Origin of the sequence: Hydrogenophaga sp. (assembly GCF_025699295.1) — a bacterium.
Lineage (GTDB): Bacteria > Pseudomonadota > Gammaproteobacteria > Burkholderiales > Burkholderiaceae_C > Hydrogenophaga.
In genome coordinates this window covers 48,621-63,839 of sequence record NZ_JAILWB010000014.1, presented here as the reverse complement: position 1 = coordinate 63,839, position 15,219 = coordinate 48,621, and the positions used below count along the sequence as shown (strand labels likewise).

Below are 15,219 nucleotides of genomic sequence, written 5' to 3'. Positions count from 1 at the left end.
ATTCTGACCGATGGCTCCCGGGCACGAGTGGCGGGTCAGTCGCCCGCGACGATGCCTTCTCGGCGTGGATCAGCACCCCCCAGCCATGCGCGCTGCCCGCCCTCACTGCCGCGCATGAGGGCCTGCAGGCCGCTGGGCAGCGCGGTCTCCACGACCGTGTGCCCACGTTGCCGCAGGTTCTGCACCGTGCTGGTCAGGAAGCGCTGCTGCTCCAGCAGCAGCGGGCCGCCCAGGGTGCCGAAGTTGGGCAGGTCAATGGCGGCCTGCGGTGTCAGGCCCCATTGCAATGCCCCGTGCAGCGTCTTGGCGGTGAAGTGGATGATGAGCGCACCGCCCGGGCTGCCGGTGCTCATGACCACTTCGCCACTGGCCTTGTCGAACACCAGCGTGGGCGACATCGACGAGCGCGGTCGCTTGCCGGGCTCGACCCGGTTGGCGATGGCGCGGCCCTGCGCATCGCGCGGCGAGAAGCTGAAATCGGTGAGCTCATTGTTGAGCAGGAAGCCGCCTGGGCGCTTCGGGTCGGTGGTGACCATCTGGCGCGAGCCGAAGGCGGCCTCGATGGTGGTGGTCATGGCCAGGGCGTTGCCGAAGGCGTCGACGATGCTGATGTGGCTGGTGCCGTGTTCGGGCTGATCGGGCATGGCCGCCCAGGCCACCTGGGCGCCGCCCGGTCGGCCTGCCGGTGCCTGTGGCATGCGCGCGGAAGTGATCAGCCGCGCGCGCTCGTCCAGGTAGCGCGCGTCGAGCAGGCTGTCCCAGCGGCCCGCCGGCGGGCTCACGAAATCGGGGTCGGCCAGATACAGGGCACGGTCCGCGAAGGCCAGCCGCGAGGCCTCGGCGTAGCTGTGCAGCCAGTCCGCCGAGGGCAGGCCGTTGACCAGCGGCGCCGCACCCTGCGGCGTGCGCGCCATCAGGCCCAGGATCTGACCGATGGCGATGGCGCCGGAGCTCGGCGGCGGAAAGCCGCACACGCGCAGCGCCTTGAGGATCACGGTGAGGTCGTGGCAGAGGGCTTCGCGCTCGCGCGGTGCATAGCGCCTGAGGTCGTCCAGGCTCAGCGTGCCGGGTAGCTCGGGGTGCCGGGCCACCTTGTCGACCATGGCGCGCGCCACGGGCCCTTCGTAGAACGCCGCCGGTCCGCTCGCGGCGATACCGCGCAGCACCTGGGCCAGTTCAGGGTTGCGCAACCGGTGGCCCGGCGGGTGGGGCTGGCCATCGGGCCGGTAGAAATAGGCCGCGGCCACGGGATCCTTGCGCAGCGCATTCTCGGCCAGCAGCAGCGCGTGCAGGCGCGGGCTGATGGCGAAGCCCTGTTCGGCCAGGGTGATGGCCGGTTCGAACAGGCGGGCCCAGGGCAGCTTGCCGTGTTGCCGGTGGGCCGCCGCGAGCAGGGCCACCGTGCCTGGTGTGCCCACCGAGCGCCCGCTGGCCACGGCCGTGTCGAAGGGCAGTGGTTTGCCTTGCGCGTCCAGAAACAGGGTGTCGTCCACGGCGGCGGGCGCGGTCTCACGGCCGTCGAAGGCCTGCAGCCGCTGGCCGTCGTGGTGCAGCAGGAAGGCACCGCCTCCGATGCCGCTGGACTGCGGCTCCACCAGGGTGAGCACCATCTGCACCGCGATCGCCGCGTCCATCGCGCTGCCGCCAGCGCGCAGGATCTGCGCGCCCGCCTCGGTGGCCAGCGGGTTGGCCGCGGCCACGGCCTGGCGCTGGAAGGTCCAGCCCGGCTTGGCAGTGAGGCCCGACGCGCCTTCTGGCTGTTGCACGGTCGCAGAGGGCGGAGCGGCGCAGGCGCTCAGCAAGACCAGGGCGGTGATCAGCGCAAGACGTCTCATGTGAAGCCTCATCCATGTCAACGAAGGGAAGCCCTTCGAGAACACCGCGGAACTGTCCTTCGACAGGCTCTGGACAGGCCACAGGTGTTGCCCCCGTAAGGGGTGATGCGCCGCAGGCGCGGCGCGGAGTGAGCTTACTTCGGTGCGAGGCGGATCGCACCATCGAGGCGGATCACCTCGCCGTTGAGCATGTCGTTTTCGATGATGTGTTTCGCCAGCTTGGCGTAGTCGTCGGGCGTGCCCAGGCGGCTGGGGAAGGGCACGCCGGCGGCGAGCGCGTCCTGCACTTCCTTGGGCATGCCGAACAGCATGGGCGTCCCGAAGATGCCCGGTGCGATGGTCATGTTGCGGATGCCGTTGCGCGCCAGGTCGCGCGCGATCGGCAGCGTCATGCCGACGATGCCGCCCTTGGAAGCGGCGTACGCAGCCTGGCCGATCTGCCCGTCATAGGCCGCCACGCTGGCGGTGGAAATCATCACGCCGCGCTCGCCCGTGGCCTCGGGCTCGTTCTTGCTCATCGCTTCAGCGGCCAGGCGGATCATGTTGAAGCTGCCGACCAGGTTGACCATGATGGTCCTGGTGTAGACGCCCAGGTTGTGCGCGCCGTTCTTGCCCACGGTCTTTTCGGCCGGCGCGATGCCCGCGCAGTTCACCAGACCCATGAGCTTGCCCATCGACACCGCCTGGGCCACCACGGCCTGGCCGTCGGCTTCGCTGCTCACGTCGCACTTGACGAAGGCGCCACCGATGTCTTTGGCCACCGCTTCGCCCTTGTCGGCCTGCATGTCGGCGATGACGACCTTGCCGCCGTGGGCCGCGAGCATGCGTGCCGTGCCTTCGCCCAGCCCGGACGCGCCGCCGGTGACGATGAAAACCTTGCCTTGGATGTCCATGGTGTGAGCTCCTGTGGGATGAGGGGTGTGACGTTGACGTAAACGTCAATTGACCGGTGATTATGCGACATGGTGGTGTCACGCCGTTGTCATGAACCCCGCCTAGCCTGAGCGCTTTGTCCCATTCACGGAGTCCCCATGTTCGACAGCCACGATGAGCTGATGCGCCGCATCCACACCGACCTCATGGACGGCTACGACGAAGAGTTGGAGATGGAGTTCGAGGACCGGCACCTGGACGCGTTGGCTCCCGCGGTTGACGAGGTGCAGCAGAAGGAAGCGCGCCGCGTCTACTTCCGCGAGCTGTTCCGCCTGCAGGCCGAACTGGTCAAGCTGCAGGACTGGGTGGTGGCCACCGGGCACAAGGTGGTGTTCGTGTTCGAGGGCCGCGACGCGGCGGGCAAGGGCGGGGCGATCAAGCGCATCACCCAGCGCCTGAACCCGCGCGTATGCCGCGTGGCCGCGCTGCCTGCGCCCAACGATCGCGAGCGCACACAGTGGTATTTCCAGCGCTACGCCGCGCACCTGCCTGCGGCCGGCGAGATGGTGCTGTTCGACCGCAGCTGGTACAACCGCGCCGGCGTCGAGCGCGTCATGGGCTTCTGTACCGACGAACAGTACGAGGAGTTCTTTCGCTCTGTGCCCGAGTTCGAGAAGATGCTGGTGCGTTCGGGCATCCAGCTCATCAAGTACTGGTTTTCGATTTCCGACGAAGAGCAGCACCTGCGCTTCCTGGGGCGCATCCACGACCCCCTCAAGCAGTGGAAGCTCAGCCCCATGGACCTGGAGAGCCGCCGCCGCTGGGAGCTCTACACCCAGGCCAAGGAAGTGATGCTGGAGCGCACCCACATCCCCGAGTCCCCGTGGTGGGTGGTGCAGGCGGACGACAAGAAGAAGGCGCGCCTGAACTGCATCCACCACCTGCTGCAGCAGATGCCCTACGGCGAGGTGGAGCGGCCGGCGATCACGCTCCCTGAGCGCGTGCGCCACGAAGGCTACCGCCGCCATCAGGTGCCCGGCGAAATTTACGTGCCCCAGGTGTTCTGACCGCCGCGGAAAAGAAAAGCCCCGTGTGAATGCACAGGGGCTTTTCTTCAGCCGAAGCACCTCAAGTCCAGAATGCCGCGGATCCGGCTCCGCCGGTCCGCAGGCATTGCCCCCTTGAGGGGGTCGCGCGAAGCGCGGCGGGGGGGTTACTTGTACCCGACGCGGTCCAGCATCTGCTGCACCTTGGTCATGTTCCTGGCGACCGCGCCCAGGGGCACGGTCTCGGCCTTGAAGTTGTCGCCACCCATGGCCTTGATGGCGGGGTTGGCCACTTTCAGATCCTTGACCGCCGGGAACTCGTTGTTGCCGTTGGCGAAGTAGTCCTGCGCGAACGGGCTGGCCAGGAACTCCATGAACTGAATGGCGTTGTCGCGGTTCTTGGCGTGTTTGGCCACGGCCGCGCCGGCGATGTTCACATGCGTGCCGCTGGTTCCCTGGTTGGGGAACACCACGCGCACCTTGTCCATCACCGCGCGGTCTTCCGGCTTGGAAGACTTGATCAGCCGTGCCACGTAGTAGGAATTGGTCAGCGCCACACCGCACTCGCCCGAGGCCACGGCCTTGATCTGGTCGGTGTCACCGCCCTTGGGTGCGCGGGCCATGTTGTCCACCACCCCTTTGAGCCACGCCTCGCCCTTCTGGTCCCCCAGACGCTCGACCACGGTGGAGAACAGTGAGAGGTTGTAGGGGTGCGAGCCCGTTCGCGTGCAGACCATGCCCTTGAGCTTGGGGTCGGCAAGTTGCTCGTAGGTGGCCACGTCGGCAGGTTTCACGCGCATCGGGTCGTACACGATCACGCGGGCTCGGGTCGAGAAGCCGGTCCAGGTCACACCATCCGGGCCGGCATCTGCGCGCAGGTTGGCAGGGATGGCCGCGTCCAGCTTGGCGGACTTGATGGGCTGGAACAGCCCCTGGCTGTCGGCCGACGCCAGGCGCGCTGCGTCCACCAGCATGATCACGTCGGCGGGGGAGGCCGCGCCCTCGGCACGCAGCCGCGCAACGATGCCGGCATCGTCCGCGTCGACCCGGTTGATCTTGATGCCGGTGGTCCGGGTGAAGGCCTCGTACATCGCCTCGTCGGTCTGGTAATGGCGTGCCGAATAGAGGTTGAGCACCTTGTCCTGTGCGTGCGCGACGGTCTGGGCGCCCAGGGCGGCAGCCAGGGCCGAGGCTGCCAGGGAGAACTTGAGGGTGTTGTGCATGTGAGGATCTTTCGGTGAGTGGATAGCGCCGAAGGCGTGGGAAGGCTCCTTACGGCAATGTGCGTTGCCGGCAGCGGAAAAATGGCTTCGTCATGCTAGCACAAACACGAATCGTTCTTAATAGGTTTTGCAACGCTTCCCGGGGAACCCGGGGCCGGGTGCGCACTGCGCGGTGACGCTGCGCGCGTGTCTGCGCTCGTCGCGCGCTGGCCGTCGGGGCATAAAAAAAGCCCTCACCTTGCAGTGAGGGCTTAAGGGGTCCGATGAAATCGAATTTCGAAAAGGACCCGAGGAGACAACCAGAAAAACAGACTTGAGGTTCAAGCGCTGCCTTGATGGGGGTCAGCGCGACGTGACTTGATACTAGTGTGGCCCCTTCGACGTGTGTCAAGCGGGCCGATCAACGGCACGATCGCGGTGCTGTTCAGCGCTTTTTGGCGGCCGACTTCGTGGCGCTCACGGCGGAGGACGTCACGGTGTTGAAGTTGGACTCGGCCATTTCGGTGGCTTGCTTGACGGCCTTCTGCACAGATTCCATGGCGTTGTTGGCGGCGGAGACAGCGCTCTTCATCACGGCCACGGCGGTCTCGGAACCGGCGGGAGCGTTCTTGGCGGCGTTGTCCACGACAGCCAGGAATTTCTTCTGGGTGTCGCTGGCTTGCGCTTCAGCGGCCTTGCCGAATTCGGCGGTGGTGCCCGAAGCGATGTCGTACAGGTGGCGGCTGTAGGCCACGGTTTTCTCGGCCAGAGGCTGCATCAGGTTGGCTTGCAGAGCCAGCAGTTCCTGGGCGTCTTTCACGCTCATCAGGGCCTGGGCGCTGTTGGCGGACTCGGACAGGGCGGCCTTGGTGGCCTGCACGTTCAGGTCAACCAGCTTTTCGACGCCTTCGAAGGCTTTCTGGGTCAGACCGAAGATGGTCTCGATGTTGGCTTTCTGGGCGGCAATCATTTGTTCGGCGGTCAACATGTTCAAACTCCTAAACTTGTAAAAAAACAGGGCTTAGTTGAAGGCTGCTGAGAACACCGCGCTGTCTGGACGCTGTTGTTTTCGTTCACTTTGCTGCGCTGCAACATGACCTGAATTATAGGGATAACCCGTGTCAGTGCAAGCCTTTTTTGCTGCAGTGCAGCATTCTAGGGATCGTGTTCTAAAAGTCGTGCGTGCCCGGCGGATTCGCGATCCGGACACAATGGGCCGTTACCTCTTCAGGCCCCTTGTGGGCACTGCCCCGTGCACGCCTACTACGCCGACCACTTTGTCCTTCCCCTGCCCAGTGGCCACCGCTTTCCCATGGGCAAGTACGCGCGCCTGCGCGAGCGATTGCGGGCGGAGTTGCCACAGGTGGAGTTGCTGGAAGCGCTGCCGGCCAGCCACGGTGAGCTGGCGCTGGTGCACACCCCGGCCTACATCGAAGCCGTCGCCCAGGGCAGCCTGAGCGCGGCGGCGCAGCGCGAGATCGGGTTCCCCTGGAGCCTGGCCATGGCCGAACGGGCACGGCGCTCGGTGGGGGCCACGCTGCTGGCCTGTCGCAGCGCGCTGGATGGCGCGGGGCTGGCGGCCAACCTGGCCGGGGGCACGCACCACGCCTACGCCGGCAAGGGCAGCGGCTTCTGCGTGTTCAACGATCTTGCGGTGGCCGCGCGCCTGATGCAGGCCGAATACGCGCGCACACGGCGTGCCCACGGTCCGCTGCGGGTGGCGATCATCGACCTGGACGTGCACCAGGGCAACGGTACGGCGCACATCTTCGCGCACGACGACACCGTGTTCACCCTCTCGCTGCATGGGGCGAAGAACTTCCCGTTTCGCAAGGAGCCGAGTGACGTCGATGTCGAACTGCCCGACGGCTGTGGTGACACGGAATACCTCGACGCCCTCGAGCGAGCGCTGGAGACAATGGAGCAACGCTTCGACCCCGGGTTGGTGCTGTACCTGGCTGGTGCCGACCCCCATGAAGGAGACCGGCTCGGCCGCCTCAAGCTCACGTTCGACGGGCTGGAAGCGCGCGACCGCCGGGTGATGGACTGGGCCTGGCGCCGCCGCATTCCATTGGCTTTTGCCATGGGAGGCGGCTACGGCCACGACCTGGAGGCCACGGTGCAGGTGCAGGTCAATACCTATGGTGCGGCGCTGCAGTACCGCGAGCGCTGGCGGTCGCAGGTGCCCGCGGGAGCGACAGGTGCGGGAGCAGGCCACTGGCACAATGCCGCCGCATGAACAACGCCAGCAATACGGCCGCGCGCCCACAGCCCTTGCCCCGCAGCGCCTACCGCGTGTTCCGACCTATCGGCACGCGCTGGAGCGACAACGATGTGTATGGCCATGTGAACAACGTCGTCTACTACAGCTGGTTCGACACGGCGGTCAATGCGCACCTGATCGAGCAGGGCGCCCTTGACATCCATGACGGCGCGGTGATCGGCCTGGTGATCGAGACGCAGTGCAACTATTTCGCGCCACTGGCTTTTCCGCAGACCGTGTGGGCAGGCCTGCGGGTGGCGCACATGGGCAGCTCCAGCGTGCGCTACGAGGTGGGGCTGTTCGCCGACGGTGAAGACGGGGCGGCGGCCTGTGGCCACTTCGTGCATGTGTACGTCGACCGCGAGACCCGCCGGCCGGTGCCACTGCCCGAGAAACTCAAACACACCCTGGAGAGCTTGCGATGACCCACAACCCCGCGGCCCGCGTCATGGATGCCGCCAGCGTCGATGCCGCCATCAACAGCCGCATGTCGGCCCGCGCCTTCCTGCCCGATCCCGTGCCGCGCGCCACGATCGAGCACCTGCTGGAGCTGGCCAGCCGCGCGCCCTCGGGCACCAACACCCAGCCCTGGAAGGTGTACGTGCTGAATGGCGCATGCCGCGACGGACTCGTGCAGAAGGTGTGCGCCGCGCACGATGCGTTGCGTGCCGATCCGTCGCTGGCGGCCGAGTACCGCGAGGAATACGACTACTACCCGGAAAAATGGGTCAGCCCCTACATTGATCGCCGACGCGAGAACGGCTGGAGCCTGTACGGGCTGCTCGGCATCACCAAAGGCGACAAGGACAAGATGCACGCGCAGCACCAGCGCAACTTCCGCTTCTTCGATGCGCCCGTGGGCCTGATGTTCACGCTCGATCGCATCATGGGGCGGGGCTCGCTGGTGGACTACGGCATGTTCCTGCAGACCATCATGGTGGCTGCGCGCGCCCATGGCCTGCACACCTGCCCGCAGGCGGCCTGGAACGGCTTCGCGAGAATCATCCTGCCGCACATCGGTGCTGGCGACAACGAAATGCTGGTCTGCGGCATGGCGCTGGGTTATGCGGACCCGGATGCGCCCGTCAACGGTTTTCACACGCCGCGCGAACCGGTCGGGTCGTTCACGACCTGGCTGGAATAATCGCGGCTTTCATTCGTTCCAAGGAGACACATCATGATCACCACCCCCAGCGGCCTGCAGTATGAAGACACCGTGGTCGGCAGCGGCGACGTGGCACAGGCCGGGCATCCCGTGCAGGTGCACTACACGGGCTGGCTCTACAACGACGGCGTGCAAGGCGCCAAGTTCGACTCCAGCAAGGACCGTGGCCAGCCGTTCGAATTTCCGCTCGGTGCGGGCCACGTCATCAAGGGCTGGGACGAAGGCGTGCAGGGCATGGCCGTCGGTGGCACGCGCCGCCTCGTCATTCCTGCCTCGCTGGGCTACGGCGCACGGGGTGCAGGTGGCGTGATCCCGCCCAACGCCACGCTGTTGTTCGAAGTCGATCTGCTGGCGGTCTGAGCGCCATGGCCCGATCCGCCATTCTCGTTTCGCGCAGGATATTCCCGGATGTGGTGGAGCACCTGCGCCAGCATTTCGACGTCGACCACAACGACGGCGACGGGGTGCTCACGCCCGCGCAGCTCATCGAGCGGCTGCAGGGCAAGGCCGGGGTGCTCACCACCGGCAGCGAGCGCATCGACGGCGCCATCGTCGCCGCGTGCCCGCAGTTGCGCATCGTGGCCAACATCGCCGTGGGCTACAACAACTTCGACCTGCCCGCGCTGAGTGCGGCCGGGGTGCTGGCCACCAACACGCCCGACGTGCTCACCGAGACCACGGCCGACTTCGGCTTCGCGCTGCTCATGGCCACCGCGCGCCGCGTGACCGAGAGCGAGCATTTCCTGCGTGCCGGCCAGTGGAATCGCTGGGCGCTGGACATGTTCGCCGGCGCCGAGGTGCATGGCAGCACGCTGGGCATCCTGGGCATGGGCCGCATTGGCCAGGCCATCGCGCGCCGCGGCGCGCTGGGCTTCGGCATGAAGGTGATCTACCACAATCGCTCGCGGCTGGACGCGACCACCGAAGCCGAATGCAAGGCCGGCTATGTGGACAAGGCCACCCTGCTGCGCGAGGCAGACCACCTCATCCTTGTGCTGCCCTACAGCGCCGAGAGCCACCACGCCATCGGCGCAGCCGAGATCGCGCAGATGAAGCCAACCGCCACGCTGGTGAACATCGCGCGCGGCGGCATCGTGGACGACGCGGCGCTGGCGAAGGCGCTGAAGGAGCGTCGCATCGCCGCCGCCGGCCTGGACGTGTTCGAAGGCGAGCCCAAAGTGCACCCGGATCTGCTCGCCGTGCCCAACGTGGTGCTCACCCCGCACATTGCCAGCGCCACCATCCAGACGCGCCGTGCCATGGCCATGCTGGCGGCGGACAACGTGATCGACTATCTCGTCAAGGGTCAGCCGCGCACGCCCCTCAACGCCGGGATCATCGGGAAGAACGCGCGCGCCTGATGAACACCTGGTTGCTCCTTGCCCTGCTGCTGCTCGCCGCTGCCGGCGTGCTGTTGCAGATCCTGCTGCTGCGCAGGCGGCCCGAACCCGATGCCGGCGAGCTTGCGCACCGGCAGGCGGTGCTGGCGCAGATGCAGCAGATCGCGCTGCGTGTGGAGCATGTCGAAGGCGAATTGCGCCGCGAGGTGGGCGACAACGCGCGCGCCGCGCGCCAGGAGCAGCAGCACAGCCTGAGCCGCTTCCAGGAGTCGATCACCGCGCAAGCGGCCGAGACCACGCGCACGCAGAACGCACAGCTCGACGCCTTCGCTCAGCAACTGGTGCAGTTGCGCGGCACCCTGGGCGATACGCTCACGCGCCAGCTGCAGGACATGGGCGAGGGCAACGCGCGCCGCCTGGCAGAGATTCGCACCACGCTGGATGCGCAGTTGCAGCAGCTGCAGCAGGGCAATGCCGCCAAGCTCGACGAGATGCGCGCCACGGTCGATGAAAAGCTGCAGAGCACGCTGCAGGCGCGCCTGGGCGAGAGTTTCAAGCAGGTGGCCGACCGGCTGGAGCAGGTGCACAAGGGCCTGGGCGAGATGCAGACCCTGGCGCAGGGGGTGGGCGACCTCAAGCACCTGCTGACCAACGTGAAGACGCGTGGCATGTTCGGCGAGGCGCAACTCGCGGCCCTGCTCGAGCAAGTGTTCGCACCCGACCAGTACGCGGTGCAGGTGATGACCAAACCGGGCAGCCGCTTCACGGTCGACTTTGCGATCAAGCTGCCAGGCCGCGGCGACGATGGCGTGCCATGCTGGCTGCCGATCGACGCCAAGTTTCCCAACGAGGACTACGAGCGCCTGCTCGATGCGCAGCAGCGCGCCGATGTGGAAGGCGCGGAGGCTGCGGGCCGGGCGCTGGAGCAGCGCATCCGCCTGGAGGCGAAGTCCATGGCCGACAAGTACCTGGAGCCGCCGCACACCACCGATTTCGCCATCCTGTTCCTGCCCACCGAAGGCCTGTACGCCGAGGTGCTGCGCCGGCCCGGTCTGATGGAGGTGCTGCAGCGCGAGCACCGCGTGACGCTGGCCGGGCCGACCACGCTCATGGCCATGCTCAACTCCCTGCAGATGGGCTTTCGCACCCTCGCGCTGGAGAAGCGCTCCAGCGAGGTCTGGCAGGTACTGGGCGCGGTCAAGACCGAGTTCGGCAAGTTCGGCGAGGTGCTGGCGCGCGTGAAGAGCCAGACCCAGACCGTGCTCAACACGCTCGACAGCGCCGAGACGCGCAGCCGCGCCATGGGGCGCGCGCTCAAGGCGGTGGAAGCCCTGCCGCAGGACCAGGCCAGTGCGCTGCTGCCGCTGGACCCTGCCGACAACGGAGACGCTTGAACCCCGCGCTGCGCCTGGATCTGGCGCGCCTGATCGCGGCGCAGATCAGCCTGCATGCCTGCATGACGGGCTTTCGCATGGCCGCACCGCTGATGGCATTGCGCGAGGGCTACAGCCCCGCGGCTGTGGGCATGCTGCTGGCGCTGTTCGCGCTCGCGCCGGTTCTCATGGCCTTGCCGGCAGGTCGGTATGCCGACCGGCGCGGTCTGAAGAAGCCGGTGGCACTGGCGGTCGGCACCGCGTCGGCCGGCGCGGCTCTGGCCGTGGCCTTTCCCGTCTTCGGTGTGCTGTGCTTCACCGCCTTCACCTGCGGCGCGGCCACGGGTCTGGCCATGATCGCGCTGCAACGCCACGTGGGACGCCTGGCGCACGGGCCGACCGAACTCAAGCAGGTCTTCAGCTGGATGGCCGTGGGCCCCTCCATCTCCAACTTTCTGGGTCCCTTTGCCGCGGGCGTGATGATCGACAGTTTCGGGTTTCGCGCCGCCTTCCTGTTGCTGGCCCTGCTGCCTTCGATGGCCTGGTTCTGGGTACGCCGCGCGGTCGAGAACGAGCCGGTCGCTCCTGCGCTGCGCCAGTCCAGCGGGTCGTCCTGGAACTTGCTGCGCGACAGGGCGTTTCGCCGGCTGATGATGATCAACTGGATGCTCTCGTCCTGCTGGGACGTGCACACTTTCCTGGTACCGGTGCTGGGCCATGAGCGCGGTCTGAGCGCCACCGTCATCGGCTCCATCCTCGGTGCCTTCGCACTGGCCGCTACCGCCATTCGCCTGCTCATGCCCTGGCTGGCAGCACGCCTGCGCGAGTCGGTGGTGATCGGTACGGCCATGTGCGCGACTGCGATGCTGTTCGCGGTGTATCCCCTGGTGCATGCGGCGTGGGCCATGGGCGCGCTGTCGGTGCTGCTGGGCCTCGCACTGGGTTCGGTGCAGCCCATGATCATGAGCGCGCTGCACCAGATGACGCCACCGCACCGCCACGGTGAAGCGCTGGGGCTGCGCGCGATGGCCATCAACGGCTCGAGCGTGGTGATGCCGCTGCTGTTCGGTTCCGTGGGCGCGGTCATCGGTGTGAGCGCCGTGTTCTGGCTCGTGGGGGCCACGGTGGGCGCGGGCTCGCCGCTGGCCTGGACGATGCGCACACCCCAAGCCGATGTGCCGCCGCAGCGCGAGGAGCCCTGAACGCGTCGGACAGGCGATCGTCAGGAAGGCGCTGCCGCGCTGCCTTTAGTATCGGGGGCTGTCAAAAAAGCCCGAAAGCGCTCCGTGCTGTTGCTCATCGTTCTGCTGCCGCTCTTGCTGGGAACCCTGTCCACGCTGTGGCTGGGGACCCGGTCCCGAACCCTCACCGCCGTGGTCGCCGGCCTTGTCACACTGGCCAGCCTGGCGCTGCTGGTGTCCCACGCGCCCGCCGTGATGGCGGGCGAGGTCGTCATGAACCGCTGGCAGTGGGTGCCCGAGATCGGTCTGGACCTCGTGTTCAAGCTTGACGGTCTGTCGCTGATGTTCGCGGGCCTGATCCTGTTCATCGGCCTGCTGATCGTCATCTACGCGCACTGGTACCTCAGCGCGAAGGACTCGGTGGCCAAGTTCTTCAGCGAAATGATGCTGTTCATGGCAGCCATGCTCGGTATCGTGCTGTCGGACAACCTGCTGCTGTTGATCGTGTTCTGGGAGCTCACCAGCCTGTCGTCGTTCTTGCTGGTGGGCTACTGGAGCCACCGGTCCGATGCACGCGCTGGCGCGCGCCAGGCGCTGGCCGTCACCGGCGGCGGCGGCCTGGCCATGCTCGGGGGTTTTGTGTTGCTCGGGCAGATTGCGGGCACCTACGAGATCAGCGCCATGCTCGGGCAGGTCGCACGCATCCAGGCCGACCCGATGTTCCTGCCCGCGCTGTTGCTGATCCTGCTGGGCTGCTTCACCAAGAGCGCGCAGTTCCCGTTCCACTTCTGGCTGCCCGACGCCATGGCCGCGCCCACGCCAGTGTCGGCCTACCTGCACTCGGCCACCATGGTGAAGGCGGGCGTGTTCCTGCTGATGCGCCTCTACCCCATCCTCGCGGGATCGGGCTGGTTCGAAGGCATCGTGGTCACGGCCGGCCTGGTGACCATGGTGTTCGCGGCCTTCGTGGCGATCTTCAAGCATGACCTCAAGGGTCTGCTGGCGTATTCCACGGTGAGCCACCTCGGGCTGATCACCTTCCTGGTGGGACTGGGTTCGCCGCTGGCCGCCGTGGCCGCGGTGTTCCACGTGCTCAACCACGCCACCTTCAAGGCCTCGCTGTTCATGATCGCGGGCATCGTCGACCACGAGACCCATTCGCGCGACATGCGCCAGCTCGGTGGCCTGTACCGCCTCATGCCCTGGACGGCCACGCTGTCCATGGTGGCCGCGGCCTCCATGGCGGGCGTGCCGCTGACCAACGGTTTCCTGTCCAAGGAGATGTTCCTCACCGAGGCGGTGGTGGGCACCTCGGGCTTGTGGGGATGGCTGGTGCCGGTGCTGGTGACGCTGGGCAGCATCTGCAGCGTGGCCTATTCGGTGCGTCTGGTGCACGACACCTGGTTCAACGGCCCGGTGGGCGACGTGCCCAACCCGCACCCGCACGAGCCGCCGCTGGGCATGAAGCTGCCGTCGATGCTGCTGGTGGCGATGTGCATCGTGGTCGGGCTGCTGCCCGCGCTCACCTTTGGCCCGCTGGTGCATGTGGCCGCCGGCGCCCTGGCCGGCAAAGCGCTGCCCGAGTACCACCTGGCGATCTGGCACGGTTTCAACCTGCCGCTGCTGATGAGCGCTGTCGCCCTGGCGGGTGGTGCGGCACTGTACCTGTGGCTCGCCCGCGGCAAGTGGCTGCACCGCATCAGCTCGGAGGCATGGTTCGGTCGAGCCACCGGGCGGCGGATGTTCGAGGGCTCGATCGACTCCCTGTTCGGCTTTTCAGGCCGCCTGTCCGGAGTGCTGGAGAACGGTGCGCTCCAGCGCTACGTTGCCTGGCTGCTGGGCGCGGCGATCGTGTTCGGCGCCGGACCCTTGCTGGGCAGCGGCATTGGCGCGGGGACGCGCGAACTGCTGCCGGCCTCGCCGCTGGCGGCGGCCATCTGGTTGCTGCTGCTGGCGACCTGCGTCGCGCTGGCCTTCACCCATCACCAGCGCTTCCAGGCCGTGGTGCTGGTGGGCCTGGTCGGTCTCGTGACCTCGCTGGCCTTCGTGAGCCTGTCAGCGCCTGATCTCGCGCTCACGCAGCTCTCGGTGGAGGTGGTGTCGACCGTGCTGCTGCTCATGGGGCTGGCCCTGCTGCCCCAGCATTCGCCGCGCGAGAGCAGCACCGCGCGCCGCACTGGTCACGCCGCGCTCGCGCTCGCCGGTGGTGGTGCCATCGCCTGGGTCGCCTGGGTACTGCTCACGCGCGATCACGATTCCATCAGCTGGTACTTCCTGGAAAAGTCGTTGCCCGTGGGCGGTGGCAGCAACGTGGTCAACGTGATCCTGGTCGACTTCCGGGGCTATGACACGTTTGGCGAGATCACCGTGCTCGGCATCGCGGCGGTGGGCGTGCTGGCCCTGATGGACGGTTTGCGCACGCGGCGCGCCCAGACCGACCCGCAGGGCCGTGCCTGGACCTTTGCCCGCCAGCCCTTGCTGCTGCGCGTGGCGGCCGCGGTGGTGCTGCCGCTGGCGCTGGTGTTCACCCTCTACATCTTCATGCGCGGCCACAACATGCCTGGCGGCGGCTTCATCGCCGGCCTGATCACCGCGGTGGCGCTGGTGCTGCAGTTCATGTCGCAGGGGCAGGGCAGGGCCGAGGCGCTGCTGCGTGCCCACGCCGGGCGCCGCTTCGTGCGCTGGGTCGGTGCCGGCCTGGGCATCGCCGGCCTCACGGGCGTGGGCGCCTTCTTCTGGGGTCGCCCGTTTCTCACCAGCGCGCACGGACACCCGCATGTACCGGTGCTGGGTGATCTGCCGCTGGCCTCGGCCGCGTTGTTCGATCTGGGGGTCTACCTCACCGTGGTCGGAGCGACCCTGCTGACCATCTCGGTGCTGGGCACCGTCTCGCGCGAGGTCGACGCCTCGTCCGTTCCTTCGTCCAGGAGCCTCACATGAG

At 67.2% G+C, this 15,219-nt stretch carries 13 protein-coding genes; 9 read left to right on the top strand and 4 right to left on the bottom strand.

Going from position 1 to position 15,219, the window contains the following annotated elements:
* Window positions 1-35: 35 nt before the first annotated feature.
* Both K5880_RS15920 and K5880_RS15915 read right to left on the bottom strand, forming a co-directional pair.
* On the bottom strand, window positions 36-1,835 hold the full coding sequence (locus K5880_RS15920; protein ID WP_297654381.1) for a gamma-glutamyltransferase family protein: 1,800 nt from the start codon (window positions 1,833-1,835) through the stop codon (window positions 36-38).
* Window positions 1,836-1,969: 134 nt separating this feature from the next.
* A complete protein-coding gene (locus K5880_RS15915) occupies window positions 1,970-2,728 on the bottom strand; it encodes a 3-hydroxyacyl-CoA dehydrogenase (RefSeq protein WP_297654378.1) in 759 nt (252 codons plus the stop codon).
* Window positions 2,729-2,866: 138 nt separating this feature from the next.
* Here K5880_RS15915 and ppk2 point away from each other — a divergent pair, with 138 nt between their 5' ends.
* Window positions 2,867-3,775 carry a polyphosphate kinase 2 gene (gene ppk2, locus K5880_RS15910; protein ID WP_297654375.1) on the top strand — a complete coding sequence of 303 codons (909 nt, stop codon included), beginning with the start codon at window positions 2,867-2,869 and terminating at the stop codon, window positions 3,773-3,775.
* Window positions 3,776-3,921: 146 nt separating this feature from the next.
* Here ppk2 and K5880_RS15905 read toward each other — a convergent pair whose 3' ends face one another.
* Together K5880_RS15905 and K5880_RS15900 are read right to left on the bottom strand one after the other, a co-directional pair.
* Complete coding sequence (locus K5880_RS15905; RefSeq protein WP_297654373.1) at window positions 3,922-4,977, bottom strand: extracellular solute-binding protein; 1,056 nt, start codon at window positions 4,975-4,977, stop codon at window positions 3,922-3,924.
* A gap of 424 nt (window positions 4,978-5,401) precedes the next feature.
* Window positions 5,402-5,944: a phasin family protein gene (locus K5880_RS15900; RefSeq protein WP_297654370.1), complete on the bottom strand. Its 543-nt coding sequence runs from the start codon at window positions 5,942-5,944 to the stop codon at window positions 5,402-5,404.
* A 264-nt stretch (window positions 5,945-6,208) separates the two neighbouring features.
* Here K5880_RS15900 and K5880_RS15895 point away from each other — a divergent pair, with 264 nt between their 5' ends.
* The 8 genes from K5880_RS15895 (at window position 6,209) to K5880_RS15860 (ending at window position 15,218) form a co-directional block, all read left to right on the top strand.
* Window positions 6,209-7,195: a histone deacetylase gene (locus K5880_RS15895; protein ID WP_297654368.1), complete on the top strand. Its 987-nt coding sequence runs from the start codon at window positions 6,209-6,211 to the stop codon at window positions 7,193-7,195.
* A complete protein-coding gene (locus K5880_RS15890; protein WP_297654366.1) occupies window positions 7,192-7,644 on the top strand; it encodes a thioesterase family protein in 453 nt (150 codons plus the stop codon). Before K5880_RS15895 ends, K5880_RS15890 begins: the two co-directional genes overlap by 4 nt.
* Entirely contained in the window at window positions 7,641-8,363 is a 723-nt protein-coding gene (locus K5880_RS15885) for a nitroreductase (protein WP_297654365.1), read from the top strand. Before K5880_RS15890 ends, K5880_RS15885 begins: the two co-directional genes overlap by 4 nt.
* 33 nt (window positions 8,364-8,396) lie before the next feature.
* Complete coding sequence (locus K5880_RS15880; RefSeq protein ID WP_297654363.1) at window positions 8,397-8,744, top strand: FKBP-type peptidyl-prolyl cis-trans isomerase; 348 nt, start codon at window positions 8,397-8,399, stop codon at window positions 8,742-8,744.
* Window positions 8,745-8,749: 5 nt separating this feature from the next.
* Window positions 8,750-9,745, top strand: coding sequence for a D-glycerate dehydrogenase (locus K5880_RS15875; protein WP_297654360.1), 996 nt, complete (start codon window positions 8,750-8,752; stop codon window positions 9,743-9,745).
* Window positions 9,745-11,118 (top strand): DNA recombination protein RmuC, encoded by a 1,374-nt coding sequence (rmuC, locus tag K5880_RS15870; protein WP_297654357.1) that lies wholly within the window; start codon window positions 9,745-9,747, stop codon window positions 11,116-11,118. The genes K5880_RS15875 and rmuC overlap by 1 nt, the downstream gene beginning before the upstream one ends.
* Before the next feature lie 8 nt (window positions 11,119-11,126).
* Window positions 11,127-12,299, top strand: coding sequence for an MFS transporter (locus tag K5880_RS15865; protein WP_297654563.1), 1,173 nt, complete (start codon window positions 11,127-11,129; stop codon window positions 12,297-12,299).
* A gap of 84 nt (window positions 12,300-12,383) precedes the next feature.
* Entirely contained in the window at window positions 12,384-15,218 is a 2,835-nt protein-coding gene (locus K5880_RS15860) for a monovalent cation/H+ antiporter subunit A (RefSeq protein ID WP_297654354.1), read from the top strand.
* The last annotated feature ends 1 nt before the right edge of the window (window position 15,219 follow it).

Coding starts and splice junctions, on each gene's coding strand:
- K5880_RS15920 (WP_297654381.1), bottom strand. CDS start 1,835: ATGAGACGTCTTGCGCTGATCACCGCCCTGGTCTTGCTGAGCGCCTGC.
- K5880_RS15915 (WP_297654378.1), bottom strand. CDS start 2,728: ATGGACATCCAAGGCAAGGTTTTCATCGTCACCGGCGGCGCGTCCGGG.
- ppk2 (WP_297654375.1), top strand. CDS start 2,867: ATGTTCGACAGCCACGATGAGCTGATGCGCCGCATCCACACCGACCTC.
- K5880_RS15905 (WP_297654373.1), bottom strand. CDS start 4,977: ATGCACAACACCCTCAAGTTCTCCCTGGCAGCCTCGGCCCTGGCTGCC.
- K5880_RS15900 (WP_297654370.1), bottom strand. CDS start 5,944: ATGTTGACCGCCGAACAAATGATTGCCGCCCAGAAAGCCAACATCGAG.
- K5880_RS15890 (WP_297654366.1), top strand. CDS start 7,192: ATGAACAACGCCAGCAATACGGCCGCGCGCCCACAGCCCTTGCCCCGC.
- K5880_RS15885 (WP_297654365.1), top strand. CDS start 7,641: ATGACCCACAACCCCGCGGCCCGCGTCATGGATGCCGCCAGCGTCGAT.
- K5880_RS15880 (WP_297654363.1), top strand. CDS start 8,397: ATGATCACCACCCCCAGCGGCCTGCAGTATGAAGACACCGTGGTCGGC.
- K5880_RS15875 (WP_297654360.1), top strand. CDS start 8,750: ATGGCCCGATCCGCCATTCTCGTTTCGCGCAGGATATTCCCGGATGTG.
- rmuC (WP_297654357.1), top strand. CDS start 9,745: ATGAACACCTGGTTGCTCCTTGCCCTGCTGCTGCTCGCCGCTGCCGGC.